A 14,166-nucleotide genomic window follows, 5' to 3' on the forward strand; every position below is an offset into this window, starting at 1 on the left:
GTCAGGCCGGGGCTATACGCCGCCCATCCGCAACAGACAAGGGCCGATCAGGTAAAGCGGTTGTCACGGGGAAAACCGCGCGGTGCCATACGGCCCGATCCTGCGCGCTTGCCCAGCCATTCCTCAAGATTGCTCTCGGTGCGGGTGCGCCCCGCCGGATCGCGCCATGTCAGCCCCTCGGCCAGATTAAAGGTGGTTGCATCACTCAGCCCACCATCCTTGTATTTCTGAAGCCGCACACCCTTGCCGCGCCCAAGCTCCGGCAATTCATCCAGGCTGAAGACCAGCACCTTGCGGTTGTCACCCACACAGGCGACGTGATCCCCCGTCACCGGACGACAGACAGAGGCCCGTGCCGGGTCCTTGAGGTTCAGCACCTGCTTGCCGCTGCGGGTCTGGGCGATCACTTCATCTTCGGGCACGATGAATCCATCTCCAGCAGTTGAAGCAACCAGCAATTTGCGCCCCGGCTTGTGAATGAGCAGGTCGACGATTGCGGCCTCGTTGGGCAGATCGACCATCAGGCGCAGCGGCTCACCCATGCCGCGCCCACCGGGCAGGTTGGCGGCGCTCAGCGTGTAGAAGCGCCCATTGCTGCCAAACACCAGAATCCGGTCGGTGGTTTCGGCATGGAACATGAACCGCGGCGCGTCGCCATCCTTGAATTTCAACTCGCGGCTCAGATCAAGATGCCCGGTCATGGCCCTGATCCACCCCATTTGGCTGCACACCACGGTAATCGGCTCGCGGTCGATCATCGCCTCGAGCGGCACCTCCTCGACGCTACCCGCCTCCGCGAATTTCGTGCGGCGCGCGCCGATAGGGTGGCTCTTGCCAAAGGTCTTCTTGACCTCTCGCAACTGATCCGCCACCGCCGCCCATTGCAGGGATACATCCTCAAGCAGATCTTCCAACCCCGCACGCTCTTGCATCAGCGCATCACGCTCGGCCCGCAATTCCATCTCTTCCAGCCGGCGCAAGCTGCGCAGCCGCATGTTGAGGATCGCCTCGGCCTGCACATCGGTCAGCCCCGGCTCATCGGTGGGCGGGGGCGACACATAGTCGGCCTCGGACATGGCGCGCGGCACCGTGCGTCCCCAATCCTCGCGCATCAGCGCCGCCTTGGGGTCGTCATCATAACGGATGATGTCAATCACGCGGTCGAGATTGAGGAAAGCGACGATGAGCCCTTCCAGAACCTCAAGCCGGTGGTCGATCTTTTCCATCCGATGCGCCGAGCGACGCAGCAACACCTCTTGGCGGAAATCGAGAAAGGCGCGCAACACCTCCTTGAGCGAGCAAACTTTGGGCGTGACCCCGTCAATCAGCACGTTCATGTTGAGCGAGAACCGCAATTCCAATTCGGAATTGCGATACATCATGCCCATCAACACCTCGGGATCGACATTCTTGGAGCGCGGCTCGAGGACCAGCCGGACATCATCGGCGCTCTCGTCGCGGACATCGGCAAGGATCGGCACCTTGCGGGTCTGGATCAACTCAGCAATCCGCTCGATCAGCTTGGATTTCTGCACCTGATAGGGGATTTCGGTGACAACGATCTGCCATTGACCGCGCCCCAGATCCTCCAATGCCCATTTGCAGCGCAGGCGGAACGCACCTCGCCCGGTCAGGTAAGCCTGCGCAATGCTCTCGGGCGGCTCGACGATCACACCGCCGGTGGGGAAATCGGGGCCGGGGATATAGGTGAGCAGCGTCTCGTCACGGGCATCGGGCGACTTGATCAGATGCAAACACGCATCAATCAACTCGGCGATGTTATGCGGCGGAATGTTCGTGGCCATGCCCACGGCGATGCCTGACGATCCATTCGCCAAAAGGTTCGGAAAGGAGGCGGGCAAAACGATCGGTTCGCGCAACGTGCCGTCGTAATTGTCGCGAAAATCCACCGCGTCCTCGGCCAACCCATCCAGCAGTGCCTCGGCAAAGGCGGTCATCCGCGCCTCAGTATAGCGGCTGGCGGCAGGGTTATCGCCGTCGATATTGCCGAAATTGCCCTGCCCGTCCACCAGCGGGTAACGCACCGCGAAATCCTGCGCCAGACGCGCCATCGCATCGTAAATTGCGGCATCGCCATGCGGGTGATAGTTGCCCATCACATCGCCGGAAATCTTGGCGGATTTTCGGAACCCCCCCGTGCTCGACAACCGCAACTCGCGCATCGCATAGAGAATGCGGCGATGCACCGGCTTCAACCCGTCGCGCGCATCGGGCAGCGCCCTGTGCATGATCGTGGACAGCGCATAGGTCAGATACCGCTCGCCAATCGCGCGGCGCAGCGGCTCCGACACAGCTTCGGGCTGCATATTGGGGTCGTCCAGTAAATCACTCATGGATATGGTGATAGCCGCGCCACCTTGCGGCGTAAAGCACCCAGAGAGCACAGGTTCCAAACTTTTCCGATTTCCCCCTCATTCAAAGGGGCGAATCGGGTATAATGATCGGGCTGCCAAGCATTTATTCAAACGTATGGTAATTGGGGGGAACGCGCGATGTGGCGCTTAATTCTTGTGAGTTTTGCATTTCTAGGATGGTCTTTTTATGAGTTGAGCGGCGGAGCCGACTATCGTCCCTCAGCCGACTCCTTTCAGGCGCGTGCGCTGCTTGACAACCAGCGGCCCAAACAGCGCCCGCTTCGGGTCAATGTGATCGAACTGGCGCAGGATGGCACAGCTCAACCGGACGCAGAGGTCACCCGCACGATCACCTCGCTGCATGATCTCGGCCTCAGCATGGGGCAAAAGGTCATGCTGACCCTTGCCTCTGCAGAGGGCGCTGCTGCGCCTGCGCCCATCGAGCTACACCTGCCAACGGTCAAAATGACAATTCCGGCGCAGATTCCGACGACGCCAGAGGTTGCCGCAACCGCGCAATTGCCCGCCGCCACCGACGAAACATTGGCGACCTCGCCTGATTTCCGTCAGGTCTCGGGAAATTCGGTCAATCTGCGCACCGGGCCGGGCACCCGCTTTGACCGCATCACCAGCCTTGCACGCGGGACCAAGGTCATCGTTCTGCACAATCCCGGCGAAGGGTGGATCAAACTGCGCGTTGTGGACACGGACCGCATCGGCTGGATGGCCGACAGCATGGTCACATTGGCCTCCGACTAGCGCTTGCATCGCGGCCCAGCGCGCGCCACAAGGTCGGGCATGACACAACGCTCCATTCTGATCACCGGCTGCTCCTCTGGCATCGGCTATAACGCAGCCCACGGCCTGCGCGCACGCGGCTGGCGGGTCTTCGCCGCCTGCCGCAAGGAAACGGATTGCGACCGTCTGCGCGCCGAAGGGTTTGAGAGCCCGCGCATAGATTATGCCGATGAGGCCAGCATCTCGCAGGCTGTGTCAGAGGTGCTTGCGGCCACGGGTGGCCAGCTCGATGCCCTTTTCAACAACGGCGCCTATGCCTGCCCGGGACTGGTCGAGGACCTGCCACGCGGCGCTCTGCGAGAGATCTTTGAAAGCAATTTTTTTGGCTGGCATGACCTGACCCGGCAGATCATCCCGACCATGCGCACCCAAGGACATGGGCGTATCGTGCAATGCTCCTCGGTGCTCGGACTGGTGGCCCTTGGGTGGCGCGGGGCCTATGTCAGCACGAAATTCGCCCTTGAAGGGTTGACCGATACGCTGCGGATCGAAATGCGCGGCACCGGCATCCATGTCAGCCTGATCGAACCCGGTCCTGTCACCACCAAGATCCGCGAGAATGCCCGCGCGCCCTTTGAGCGTTGGTTCGACTGGGAGAATGCGCATCGCGCGCCGGAATACCGCGACAAACTCCGGCCCCGGCTCTACGGCGATTACAGCAAGGACAATTTTGAACTTCCCCCCGAGGCAGTGACAAACAAGCTCATTCACGCACTCGACTCCGCGCGCCCCCGCCCCCGCTATTACGTCACCACGCCCACCTATCTGATGGGAACCCTGCGCCGCGTCCTGCCAACCGGCCTGCTCGACTGGGTGATCTCGAAAGGCTGAAATATCTTGATGCGCGCACGGCCCGCGTCACATCTTCTCTTTCGCTTTTTGCCCCGTGCCGCCTAGATGTGGCCCAATTGACCAACCGAAAAGGACGCCTCATGCTGCAAGACCCGCTTTTCATCCTCGTGGCGATTGGCTGCATCGCGGTGGCGGTGATCCTGATCCGGGGCATTTCCACCTTTGGCAAAGAAGGTGTGGAAAATGCCAAACGGTCCAACAAACTCATGCAATGGCGGTTGATCGCACAGTTTGTAGCGATCATTCTCATTCTCATCTTCGTCTATTTCCGCAGGCAGGGGGGGTAATCCTATGGTCGTTCTCAACCGAATCTACACACGCACCGGCGACGCCGGCGAAACAGCTCTCGGCAATGGCACCCGCGTGGCCAAACATTCGGCGCGCGTCACCGCCTATGGCACTGTCGATGAGGTCAACGCGACCGTCGGTCTGGCGCGGCTCTATGCCAAGGACGAGACTGACGAAGCTCTGGCGCGCATCCAGAATGACCTCTTTGATCTCGGTGCCGATCTCTGCCGCCCCGAAATGGACCGCGACGCAGATGCCGAATACCCGCCACTGCGTATGGCCCCCAGTCAGGTTGACCGGCTGGAGGCTGAAATCGACGCCATGAACAAACACCTCGAACCTCTGCGTAGTTTCGTGCTGCCCGGAGGCTCGCCGCTGGCAGCACATCTGCATCTTTGCCGCACCGTATCGCGTCGGGCCGAGCGGCTGACGGTGGAATTATCCGCGCTCGAACATGTCAACGAGGCCGGGCTCAAATATCTCAACCGCCTCAGTGATTGGTTTTTCGTCGCCTCGCGCATGGCCAATGACAGCGGTCGCGCCGATGTTCTCTGGATTCCGGGTGCGAACCGCTGAAATACTCTGGCAACAATGTTGCGTGCAAAACCGAAAACGCGACGTCGCCGGACTCTAACGTGACGATTTTGCCCTGTTTTCCCCGCGCCTGACCCGGTATCAACGCGCAGGATAGTTAAGCCGAAGAGTCGTTCCGGCTCTTCACCACCATAAGGGAGACCATGCCGATGAAGGTACTCGTGCCTGTCAAGCGTGTGATCGACTATAACGTGAAGGTTCGTGTGAAGGCGGACGGGAGCGGTGTCGATCTTGCGAATGTGAAGATGTCGATGAACCCGTTTGACGAGATTGCGGTTGAAGAGGCGATCCGTCTGAAGGAAGCGGGCAAGGCCGATGAGGTCATCGCGGTTTCCATTGGCGTCAAACAGGCGCAAGAAACGCTGCGCACGGCGCTGGCCATGGGGGCGGATCGCGCCATCCTGGTGATTGCCGCTGACGATGTCCATCAGGACATCGAACCGTTGAGCGTGGCCAAGATTCTGGCGAAAATCGTCGAAGAAGAACAGCCCGGCCTCGTGCTCTGCGGTAAGCAGGCGATCGACAATGACATGAACGCTACCGGCCAGATGCTCTCGGCGCTCTTGGGCTGGTCACAGGCGACCTTCGCCTCGAAACTCGATCTGGACGGCGACACAGCCCTTGTCACCCGCGAGGTCGATGGCGGTTTGCAGACCATCAAGGTCAAGACGCCCACCATCGTCACGGTCGATCTGCGCCTGAACGAGCCGCGCTATGCGTCGCTGCCGAATATCATGAAGGCCAAGAAAAAGCCGCTGGACGAGAAAACCGCCGCCGATTACGGCGTCGATGTCACGCCCCGGCTTGAAATCACCAGCACATCAGAGCCCGCCTCGCGCGCAGCCGGTGTGATCCTCGGCTCGGTCGACGAGCTGGTTGCGAAACTCAAGGAAGTGGGAGCCGTATGATGTCCGTTCTTCTTCTCGCCGAAGTCACCGATGGGGAACTGGCGCTCGACGCCACCGCCAAGGCCGTCACGGCCGCGGCCAAACTGGGCGATGTGACCGCGCTCTGCTGTGGGGCCTCGGCTGCTGCGGCAGGGGCCGCTGCGGCCAAGATCGCCGGTGTGAAAAAAGTGCTGGTGGCCGAGGATGCCTCGCTTGGGCACCGTCTGGCAGAGCCAACGGCTGCGCTGATCGTGTCGCTCGCCGGGGACTACAGCCATATCGTGGCCCCCGCCACAACCGACGCCAAGAACGTGCTGCCGCGTGTCGCCGCGTTGTTGGATGTGATGGTGATCTCCGACGCCTCGGGCGTGGTCGATGCCGACACATTCGAGCGTCCGATCTATGCTGGCAATGCGATCCAGACCGTGAAATCGCGTGACGCGAAAAAGGTCATCTCCTTCCGCACCTCGACCTTTGACGCGGCGGGCGAACAGGCGGCAGCCCCGGTTGAGACCATTTCAGCGGCGGCCAACCCCGGCCTCTCCGAATGGATCGAGGACAAGGTTGCAGCCTCGGACCGTCCCGAACTCACCTCAGCCGGGATCGTGGTCTCGGGCGGGCGCGGCGTTGGCTCCAAGGACGATTTCGCGTTGATTGAAAAACTCGCGGACAAACTTGGGGCCGCTGTCGGCGCATCCCGCGCGGCAGTCGACTCGGGCTATGCGCCGAACGACTGGCAGGTCGGGCAAACCGGCAAGGTCGTGGCCCCCAACCTCTATGTCGCCGTGGGCATCTCGGGCGCGATCCAGCATCTGGCCGGCATGAAAGACAGCAAGATCATCGTCGCCATCAACAAGGACGAAGAAGCCCCGATCTTCCAAGTCGCCGATTACGGCCTCGTGGCGGACCTCTTTACCGCCCTGCCGGAATTGACCGAGAAGCTCTGAGGCGACTCAAAGCCGCATTGAGACCCGCGCCTCACCGGCGCGGGTTTTTTCATTGAGCCAGCAGTGCTTCCAGAATAGGCGACACCGCCCGCGACGCCTCGGAATGCGCCAGAAGACCCGGCAGGTCGGCGGCGACGGATTCCTGCATCGCGCCAAAGCGCATGCCGCGCGTACCCTGCGCACAGGCCTCGTCACTGATCACCACCTCGACCACATGGGCCGCCCCGCCGCCCACCGCGCGCAGCATGGCACGGCTGACAAAGGCCGGATCATCCGCCACACCAGAGGACTGATATCCCAGACCCGGCGCGTGCCGTGAAAACCACATCAGGATCACGGGCGCGTCGATCTCTTGCAGGAGGACCTGCATACGCTCCACCCACACTTCTTGCAGCCCCTCGCGCAGAACGGCAAAGCGGTCGGTCGATATATCTTCCAGCCGCCGCATCATGTGCCGTGTGAAATGAAACTCGGTGAAATCGACCTCTGGATAAAGACGCCGCAACCGCGGTGTCGCCTCGAGAAAGCGGTCGTTCCGTCGCGGATGCACCTTGTAGAACGGATTGGAAAGATTCATGGCGCCGGGCACCTGCAACACCACCGCCCGCCCGCGAGAGACCATCCGCAGCAGCCCCTCATCCTTGAGGAATGCATCAACCCCGGCATTGGGCCAGCCGAAGTTGACACAGGACAGACCCAGCGACCGTTCCATCAGATCAGGATAGGGCCGGTCGATAAAGGTGCCATAGGTTTCTGTGCCGCCAAGACAGGCGATGAAATCCCCACTCAATGTCCGTTGCGGACCACGAAACTCCAACTTGGACCCGTCGTAGCGGACAGGCCGATAGTCGAGGGGCCGTAGCCCCATGCGTTCAAATGCCATGAAACCCACCTTGATATACTCACCCGGATTAAGGAGTGACCGATTCATCTTGCTAAAAAGCTAAACGACCAATTCTCGGATTATTTTACCCATCACCGACCCTTGCGGCCCGCCCCCGCCGAAGCCTATGCTGGCGCAGCAATCGGACGAGGATCTGGCAGATGGAAATCGCGAAAATCGGTGTGGTCGGGGCAGGCCAGATGGGCAACGGAATCGCCCATGTCATGGCCGTCGCAGGCTATGACGTGCTGCTCAATGACATCAGTGCCGAGGCGCTGCAGCGTGCCTTGGCTGCGGTTCGCAAAAACATGGAACGTCAGGTCAGCCGTGGCAAAATCACGCAAGACGACATGGAAGCAGCCCTTGCCAGGATCGTCACCACCCAAACCCTCACCGATCTGGGCAAAACCGATCTGGTGATCGAGGCTGCAACGGAACGTGAAGCGGTCAAACAGGCAATCTTCGATGAGCTTTTGCCGCATCTCGAGCCCCATACGATCCTGACCTCGAACACCTCATCAATCTCGATCACGCGGCTGGCCAGCCGCACGGACCGGCCAGAGAAATTCATGGGGTTTCATTTCATGAACCCAGTCCCCGTGATGCAATTGGTGGAACTGATCCGGGGCATCGCCACCGACAAGGACACCTATAACGCCTGTCTCGCCGTGGTCGAGAAGCTGGGCAAGACCGCCGCGTCAGCCGAAGACTTCCCGGCCTTCATCGTCAATCGCATCCTGATGCCGATGATCAACGAGGCGGTCTATACGCTCTATGAAGGGGTCGGAAACGTCAAATCCATCGACGAATCCCTGAAACTGGGGGCCAATCACCCGATGGGACCGCTGGAACTCGCGGATTTCATCGGGCTCGACACCTGCCTTGCGATCATGAATGTGCTGCACGACGGATTGGCGGACACGAAATACCGCCCCTGCCCCCTGCTGACCAAATATGTCGAGGCGGGCTGGCTTGGTCGCAAAACCGGGCGCGGCTTTTACGATTATCGCGGCGAAACGCCGGTTCCCACGCGCTAGATTCTAGCTGCGGCCCTCACCGAGCGAGAGCGTGTGGGCCCGCAGCCATTCCATGAACCCGCGTGGGTCGCTGTCCAGCATGGCCATACGCTCGTCGCTGATCGGCGCGCCGACGATGGGCTTCTGCGGTCGGTTGCAGCTATGGACCACCTCATGTAGCAACAACCCTTGCCGCAACGTGGCCGAAATGCGATTGGCCATCTGATACCAGCGGGAATTGGCCCCCGGAAAGAAGATCGGCACCACCTTGGCACCCGAACGTCGGATCATCTGCGCGGTAAAGACATTCCATTCCCGCTCGACCGCAGGTCCGAACATCGTATCGCTCGACGCCACAACCCCGGACGGAAACACGCTGATCACTCCGCCCTCCTTGAGATGGGCCATCGCCTTGGCCCGCATCTCGACCGATTTTCGCTGCGCATCGGGTTCATGCGGAAAGGGCACGGAAATCATGTAAGAGGCCGCAACCTCATCGATTCCGGTCAAAAGAGCGCGTGTCAGGATCTTGTAATCGCTGCGCCGCCGTCCAATCAGATCGGCCAATATCATGCCATCCACCAGACCATGCGGATGATTGGCCACCACCACAACCGGCCCGTCCAGCGGAATATGCGCCACCTCGGCATCCGGTGTCAGCAACGGAATGCCCATCGTATCAAGCGCCGCCCGCCAGAATGCCTGACCTGTCGGCGCGCCCCGCTTCTCAAATTTGCGGATCATGCGGACGATGGTGATCTTGCCCGTCATCCATTCCATCATGCGAATGATAAAAGAGGTCGGCCCACTGTCAAAGCTGTTGGCATAGGTCAGGCTGCGACGGTCATATTTGGTAAAGAGGACCGTTTGACCGGCGTCTGCGCCGGGATCTGGCTGTGCCTTGGAATTCACTGCTTTGTTCCTGTCCCGCTCATGTCACCGCCGATTGATCTCGTGCGCTTACATGGTCTCACCAAATCTGTCAGCCACCAAGGCCGCAACCGCCTCGGCCAAAGGTGCTGCGTCCGGCCCCACGATTTCGACGTCAATAGTGCTTCCTTTGGCCGCTGCCAACATCAAAAGCCCCATGATGCTATCCCCCGAGGCCGACTGCCCGTTGCACGACACCTCGGCGCGGGCGTCAAATCCCTCGACCACTTCCACCAGTTTTGCGGCAGCGCGGGCGTGTAACCCCTTTTCGTTGACGATCTTCATCTGGCGCGTCACCTTGTCCATACTCACCCTCGCCTCCTCACTCTTCTGATACATTATGACTGTCGATGTATTTCCGGCCCGCCTCCAGCGCAGCGCGCACCGCATCGGATAGCGCCATGTGTCGACTTTTGGCCAGTTTGATCAACATCGGCAAGTTTGCCCCATAGAGGATACGGCGATCATTGGGACGACAGGCGCGCAGCGACAGATTTGAGGGGGACCCGCCAAAAATATCCGTAACCAGAACCACACCCCCGCCCGTATCAACCGCATCCGCAGCAGCACAGATTTCGTTCTGCTTGGCAGTGCGGTCGTGCTCGCTCTCGATTGAAATGGCAAGGATTCCAGTCTGCGGACCGACCACATGCTCAACGGCCTTGAGATACTCACTGGCCAGCCCGCCGTGCGCCACGATCACGATCCCGATCAAGACTGTCCCACTCCTCAGACATCAGAGGCGTGACTCGAGGCCTCCGCCCCGCCACGCCGCTCCAGTTCCCGGTGTCTTATTGACACCTGCCAGCTGTCTTTCGCAAGGGTCGCCGCCAAAGTTTCTGCCATGACAACACTGCGATGCTGCCCGCCCGTACACCCAAACCCGATAGACAGGTAGGCCTTGCCTTCAGTCTCATAGGCTGGCAGCAAGAGCGCAACCAACTCTGTCACCTGACGGCGAAACTCCGCAAAGAGCGGATCTCCCTCGACATGCGCCGCCACCGCTTTGGCGCGCCCATCGAACCCACGCAGCGACGGCTGCCAATAGGGGTTGCGCAGGAACCGACAATCGAAAACCATATCGAGCCCGCGTGGCAAACCGCGTTTGTAGGAAAAGGAATGGACCGACACCGCAAGCCGATGCGCCCCACCCGCGCCATACCAGCGCTCCAACTCGGCGCGCAGATCATGCGGTGACATATCGGATGTGTCGATCAACATATCAGCCCGTGCGCGCACTGGAGACAACAAATCGAATTCACGCGCAATCCCGGCGTCCGCAGTCTCGTCGGGTGCCAGAGGATGACGCCGCCGCGTTTCCGAAAACCGACGTTGCAGGATCTCGGCGCGGCAATCGAGATAGAGCACCTGCAAGGGCACGCCGGGATGCCAATCACTCCGGTCGATCACCTCGATCAGCGCAGTTGTAGAAAAGTCCCGGTTGCGCACGTCGATCCCAAGCGCCAGAGGCTTGTCCGGGTGCGGCCTTTCCAGCAGTCGTGGCAAGAGCGACAGCGGCATGTTGTCGATGGCTTCATAGCCCATATCCTCCAGCGCACGGATCGCCGTGCTGCGCCCCGCTCCAGAGGGACCCGTGACCAGAACAAGACGGTGGCGTGCCTCCTCCGGGTCGGAGGCCGTGTCAGAGGCGGCGGACATGAATGGCTCCTTCAGACAAGCGTTCCGTGTTTCAGATATAGCAGGATCGCAGCTGGAAAATGCGCATGCGCGGTTTTTTTCAGAATTGGCACACTCAGGCCCATAATTTCGGCCTGCGCCAGCGCCGGCACCCGCTCGCTGGTTTCGGCATCCATATCGACGATCAGAGAGACTGGCTGCGGCCCAACGCAGGGCAGACACAGGATTCCCACGCCGCGCGCCTCGATCTGGCCACGAATGGTGTCGGGCGCATCCGCCATGATACGCCCGTTCTCTGGCCAAATCCGCGTGCGGTCATCGGCGACCAACTCGGCCCCAAGCGCCAGAAGTTGCAGCGCAAGGCCGGACTTGCCTCGCCCCGAGGCACCCCGGATCAACACGGCACGCCCTGAATGTGCCACGCAGGTGGCGTGGATGATTTCGTCTTTTGGGTCACCTGCGTCCGTCACCGGTTCAGACCGGCAAGCCCACGACAAACCGCGCCCCGAGCGGATCAGAAGTGGCATCAGCATGGGTAGGCCGAATATTCTCGGCCCAGATCACGCCATCATGGGCCTCGACGATCTGCTTGGAAATCGCCAGACCAAGACCGGAATTATTGCCGAAATCGCCCTCAGGTCGCTCGGAATAGAACCGTTGAAATACCTTTTCCAGCGCCTGTTCGGGAATACCCGGCCCGGTATCCTCGACCACCACAAGCACCCGATTGGCCCGCCGGCGCGCCCAGACCCGGATCGCGTCTCCGTCTTCACAGAAACTGATGGCGTTGGTGATCAGGTTAACGAAAACCTGCGCCAATCGCCCCTCCAATCCGGTGATCACGATGGGTTGAGACGGGAAATCCATGATGAACTCGATCCCGTTCTTCTGCGCCTCTTCCCCCAGATAATTGCCAAGGTTCTGCAACATCTTGAGCAGATCAAAGGATTCCTGCTCTTCCTTGACCAATTCGCTGTCGAGCCGCGAGGCGTTGGAGATATCGCTCACCAGCCGGTCGAGACGGCGCACATCATGTTCGATCACCTCAAGGAGCCGCTCACGCTGATCCTCGCGTTTGGCAATCCGCATTGTGCCCACTGCCGACCGCAGGCTGGCCAGCGGGTTCTTGATCTCATGCGCCACATCTGCGGCGAATTGTTCATTGCCGTCGATCCTGTGATAGAGCGCTGAAACCATGCCACGCAATGCGCCGCTCAGACGACCAATCTCGTCCGGGCGCGCGGTCAGGTCCGGAATGCGAATGCGCCCCGTTGCACCTTTTCCACGATTGCGGTCCCGCCCGATTTCGGCCGCCGCAGCCAGATCGGCCAGCGGGTTGGAAATCGTCGAGGCCAGGATCAGACTGAGCCCCACCGACACAAGCGTGGCGATCAGAAACATCTGCAACACGCGCTCGCGCTCTACACGGGCCAGCTTGTCGATCTCGCCGCTTGCATTCACGAGGGCCACCACGGCAATGGGCGTATCGCCCTGCATGACGGGGGCTGCCACGGTCAGCACAACGCCATGTGCGGTTTCCGCAGTTTGCATCTGCACGCCACCGCCTCCGACCGTAAGGTCGACCATGTCACGGGCCATATCCTCGACACTGCGGTTGCCATCTGCCCGGTCAAGCCCCGAAAACGGGCTCGAAATTCGCTCCCAAAGTCGGCTGAGAAAATCCGTCATCGGCGTCGCGGGCAGGTCTGCGGCACGATCCATCCGCCGGGTTTCACCCTCTTTGCGCCCGACCAACATGCCGGTGCGATCAAACAGCAATAGTTCCGTTCCCGTCTGAATATCGAGATGTTCCAGCGTTGAGGTCATATCCACCCCGTCGCCGGTCACAAAACTCACAGGTGCCCCTTCGGGGATACGCGCCTCGACCACGTTGGCAATCAACGCCGTTTGCACCATCAGACTATCGGCGCGCTGCATCGCCAGATTGTCGCGTGAGGAATTGAGATAGAGGATACCGACAACCAGCACATTGAGCGCAATCAGGTTGAAGGTGATGATTTTGCGCGTGAGCGAGGAGTCGCGAAAACTGAACCAGCCGCGCTTGGCGCGACGGGCGTTCAATTCGCCTTCATCCAGACGATCGGGTGCGACAAAATCATCGCCAAGAACAAGATCATTGTCCTTACGCGGCTGCACGTTCCGCACCCCTATCCTCTCGGCAAGCGCCATTATTCCTCGTTGTACCGGTACCCGATACCATACAACGTCTCAATCGCCGAAAACTCGGGATCGACCATCCGCAGCTTCTTGCGCAGACGCTTGATGTGGCTGTCGATGGTGCGATCATCGACATAGACCTGATCGTCATAGGCGACATCCATCAGTTGATCGCGGCTCTTGACGAAACCGGGGCGTTTGGCCAGCGCCTGAAGCAGCAGGAACTCTGTCACCGTCAGCGACACGTCCTGTCCCTTCCAACTCACCGAATGCCGCAGCGGGTCCATCACCAGATTGCCACGCTCGATCACCTTGGTCTCTTCGGTCTCGACCACGACATGGCCGTTGACGGCATCCTGTCGACGCAACAACGCCCGTATCCGCTCGACCAGCAGACGCTGGGAAAACGGCTTTTTCACATAGTCGTCCGCGCCCATGCGCAAACCCAGAACCTCGTCGATCTCATCATCCTTCGAGGTGAGAAAGATCACTGGCATCTGCGATTTCTGCCGCAACCGCTGGAGCAGGTCCATCCCATCCATGCGCGGCATCTTGATGTCAAGAACAGCCATATCGGGCAGCTTCTTGCTAAAGGCGTCAAACGCCTGTTGTCCATCATTATACGTTTCAACCTCAAAGCCTTCGGCCTCAAGTGTCATGGAAACGGATGTCAGAATATTCCTGTCATCGTCCACGAGGGCGATCCTAGACATAACTCTATTCCTTTTACTGCTCAGATTACCTGCATTTTTTATGCCACTATGCTCTGTTTCCCGCTTC

General features: G+C 60.2%; 16 protein-coding genes. 7 read left to right on the forward strand and 9 right to left on the reverse strand.

What is annotated here, in order from left to right:
- Positions 1-47: 47 nt before the first annotated feature.
- On the reverse strand, positions 48-2,354 hold the full coding sequence (locus VR71_RS19715) for a DNA topoisomerase IV subunit A (RefSeq protein ID WP_045682164.1): 2,307 nt from the start codon (positions 2,352-2,354) through the stop codon (positions 48-50).
- A gap of 159 nt (positions 2,355-2,513) precedes the next feature.
- Here VR71_RS19715 and VR71_RS19720 point away from each other — a divergent pair, with 159 nt between their 5' ends.
- From VR71_RS19720 to VR71_RS19745, 6 genes are all read left to right on the forward strand, one after another.
- Positions 2,514-3,134, forward strand: a complete 621-nt coding sequence (locus VR71_RS19720; protein WP_009815657.1) for an SH3 domain-containing protein — start codon at positions 2,514-2,516, stop codon at positions 3,132-3,134.
- Between the two features lie 39 nt (positions 3,135-3,173).
- The gene (locus VR71_RS19725) at positions 3,174-4,004 is read left to right on the forward strand and encodes an SDR family oxidoreductase (RefSeq protein WP_009815658.1); all 831 of its coding nucleotides are present in this window, start codon (positions 3,174-3,176) and stop codon (positions 4,002-4,004) included.
- 101 nt (positions 4,005-4,105) lie between these two features.
- Positions 4,106-4,312 carry a twin transmembrane helix small protein gene (locus VR71_RS19730; protein WP_040650262.1) on the forward strand — a complete coding sequence of 69 codons (207 nt, stop codon included), beginning with the start codon at positions 4,106-4,108 and terminating at the stop codon, positions 4,310-4,312.
- A gap of 4 nt (positions 4,313-4,316) precedes the next feature.
- Entirely contained in the window at positions 4,317-4,889 is a 573-nt protein-coding gene (locus tag VR71_RS19735; protein WP_045682166.1) for a cob(I)yrinic acid a,c-diamide adenosyltransferase, read from the forward strand.
- A gap of 167 nt (positions 4,890-5,056) precedes the next feature.
- Positions 5,057-5,815 carry an electron transfer flavoprotein subunit beta/FixA family protein gene (locus tag VR71_RS19740; protein ID WP_045682167.1) on the forward strand — a complete coding sequence of 253 codons (759 nt, stop codon included), beginning with the start codon at positions 5,057-5,059 and terminating at the stop codon, positions 5,813-5,815.
- Positions 5,815-6,741: an FAD-binding protein gene (locus VR71_RS19745; RefSeq protein WP_045682205.1), complete on the forward strand. Its 927-nt coding sequence runs from the start codon at positions 5,815-5,817 to the stop codon at positions 6,739-6,741. Before VR71_RS19740 ends, VR71_RS19745 begins: the two co-directional genes overlap by 1 nt.
- Before the next feature lie 49 nt (positions 6,742-6,790).
- Here the strand turns inward: VR71_RS19745 and VR71_RS19750 are convergent, their stop codons facing one another.
- Positions 6,791-7,624 (reverse strand): DUF6473 family protein, encoded by an 834-nt coding sequence (locus VR71_RS19750; protein ID WP_045682169.1) that lies wholly within the window; start codon positions 7,622-7,624, stop codon positions 6,791-6,793.
- 161 nt (positions 7,625-7,785) lie between these two features.
- Here VR71_RS19750 and VR71_RS19755 point away from each other — a divergent pair, with 161 nt between their 5' ends.
- Positions 7,786-8,661, forward strand: a complete 876-nt coding sequence (locus VR71_RS19755; protein ID WP_045682171.1) for a 3-hydroxybutyryl-CoA dehydrogenase — start codon at positions 7,786-7,788, stop codon at positions 8,659-8,661.
- A 3-nt stretch (positions 8,662-8,664) separates the two neighbouring features.
- Here VR71_RS19755 and VR71_RS19760 read toward each other — a convergent pair whose 3' ends face one another.
- Genes VR71_RS19760 through VR71_RS19790 form a run of 7 tightly spaced genes read right to left on the reverse strand, consistent with a single transcriptional unit; the run spans position 8,665 to position 14,099 of the window.
- Positions 8,665-9,552 (reverse strand): lysophospholipid acyltransferase family protein, encoded by an 888-nt coding sequence (locus VR71_RS19760; protein WP_009815665.1) that lies wholly within the window; start codon positions 9,550-9,552, stop codon positions 8,665-8,667.
- A gap of 48 nt (positions 9,553-9,600) precedes the next feature.
- Positions 9,601-9,876, reverse strand: coding sequence for an HPr family phosphocarrier protein (locus VR71_RS19765; protein ID WP_009815666.1), 276 nt, complete (start codon positions 9,874-9,876; stop codon positions 9,601-9,603).
- Between the two features lie 16 nt (positions 9,877-9,892).
- Entirely contained in the window at positions 9,893-10,285 is a 393-nt protein-coding gene (locus VR71_RS19770) for a PTS sugar transporter subunit IIA (RefSeq protein WP_009815667.1), read from the reverse strand.
- Positions 10,286-10,299: 14 nt separating this feature from the next.
- On the reverse strand, positions 10,300-11,229 hold the full coding sequence (rapZ, locus tag VR71_RS19775; protein WP_009815668.1) for an RNase adapter RapZ: 930 nt from the start codon (positions 11,227-11,229) through the stop codon (positions 10,300-10,302).
- A gap of 11 nt (positions 11,230-11,240) precedes the next feature.
- Positions 11,241-11,678: an HPr kinase/phosphorylase gene (locus VR71_RS19780; protein WP_045682208.1), complete on the reverse strand. Its 438-nt coding sequence runs from the start codon at positions 11,676-11,678 to the stop codon at positions 11,241-11,243.
- 4 nt (positions 11,679-11,682) lie between these two features.
- Positions 11,683-13,398 (reverse strand): sensor histidine kinase, encoded by a 1,716-nt coding sequence (locus tag VR71_RS19785; protein WP_009815670.1) that lies wholly within the window; start codon positions 13,396-13,398, stop codon positions 11,683-11,685.
- Positions 13,398-14,099: a response regulator transcription factor gene (locus tag VR71_RS19790; protein ID WP_040650264.1), complete on the reverse strand. Its 702-nt coding sequence runs from the start codon at positions 14,097-14,099 to the stop codon at positions 13,398-13,400. The genes VR71_RS19785 and VR71_RS19790 overlap by 1 nt, the downstream gene beginning before the upstream one ends.
- Between the last annotated feature and the right edge of the window lie 67 nt (positions 14,100-14,166).

The sequence above is a fragment of the Roseovarius sp. BRH_c41 genome (assembly GCF_000961715.1).
Taxonomy (GTDB): domain Bacteria; phylum Pseudomonadota; class Alphaproteobacteria; order Rhodobacterales; family Rhodobacteraceae; genus Roseovarius.

Excerpts from the sequence above, each read along its gene's own strand:
- VR71_RS19715 (WP_045682164.1), bottom strand. The coding sequence starts at position 2,354 with ATGAGTGATTTACTGGACGACCCCAATATGCAGCCCGAAGCTGTGTCG.
- VR71_RS19720 (WP_009815657.1), top strand. The coding sequence starts at position 2,514 with ATGTGGCGCTTAATTCTTGTGAGTTTTGCATTTCTAGGATGGTCTTTT.
- VR71_RS19725 (WP_009815658.1), top strand. The coding sequence starts at position 3,174 with ATGACACAACGCTCCATTCTGATCACCGGCTGCTCCTCTGGCATCGGC.
- VR71_RS19730 (WP_040650262.1), top strand. The coding sequence starts at position 4,106 with ATGCTGCAAGACCCGCTTTTCATCCTCGTGGCGATTGGCTGCATCGCG.
- VR71_RS19735 (WP_045682166.1), top strand. The coding sequence starts at position 4,317 with ATGGTCGTTCTCAACCGAATCTACACACGCACCGGCGACGCCGGCGAA.
- VR71_RS19740 (WP_045682167.1), top strand. The coding sequence starts at position 5,057 with ATGAAGGTACTCGTGCCTGTCAAGCGTGTGATCGACTATAACGTGAAG.
- VR71_RS19745 (WP_045682205.1), top strand. The coding sequence starts at position 5,815 with ATGTCCGTTCTTCTTCTCGCCGAAGTCACCGATGGGGAACTGGCGCTC.
- VR71_RS19750 (WP_045682169.1), bottom strand. The coding sequence starts at position 7,624 with ATGGCATTTGAACGCATGGGGCTACGGCCCCTCGACTATCGGCCTGTC.
- VR71_RS19755 (WP_045682171.1), top strand. The coding sequence starts at position 7,786 with ATGGAAATCGCGAAAATCGGTGTGGTCGGGGCAGGCCAGATGGGCAAC.
- VR71_RS19765 (WP_009815666.1), bottom strand. The coding sequence starts at position 9,876 with ATGGACAAGGTGACGCGCCAGATGAAGATCGTCAACGAAAAGGGGTTA.
- rapZ (WP_009815668.1), bottom strand. The coding sequence starts at position 11,229 with ATGTCCGCCGCCTCTGACACGGCCTCCGACCCGGAGGAGGCACGCCAC.
- VR71_RS19785 (WP_009815670.1), bottom strand. The coding sequence starts at position 13,398 with ATGGCGCTTGCCGAGAGGATAGGGGTGCGGAACGTGCAGCCGCGTAAG.
- VR71_RS19790 (WP_040650264.1), bottom strand. The coding sequence starts at position 14,099 with ATGTCTAGGATCGCCCTCGTGGACGATGACAGGAATATTCTGACATCC.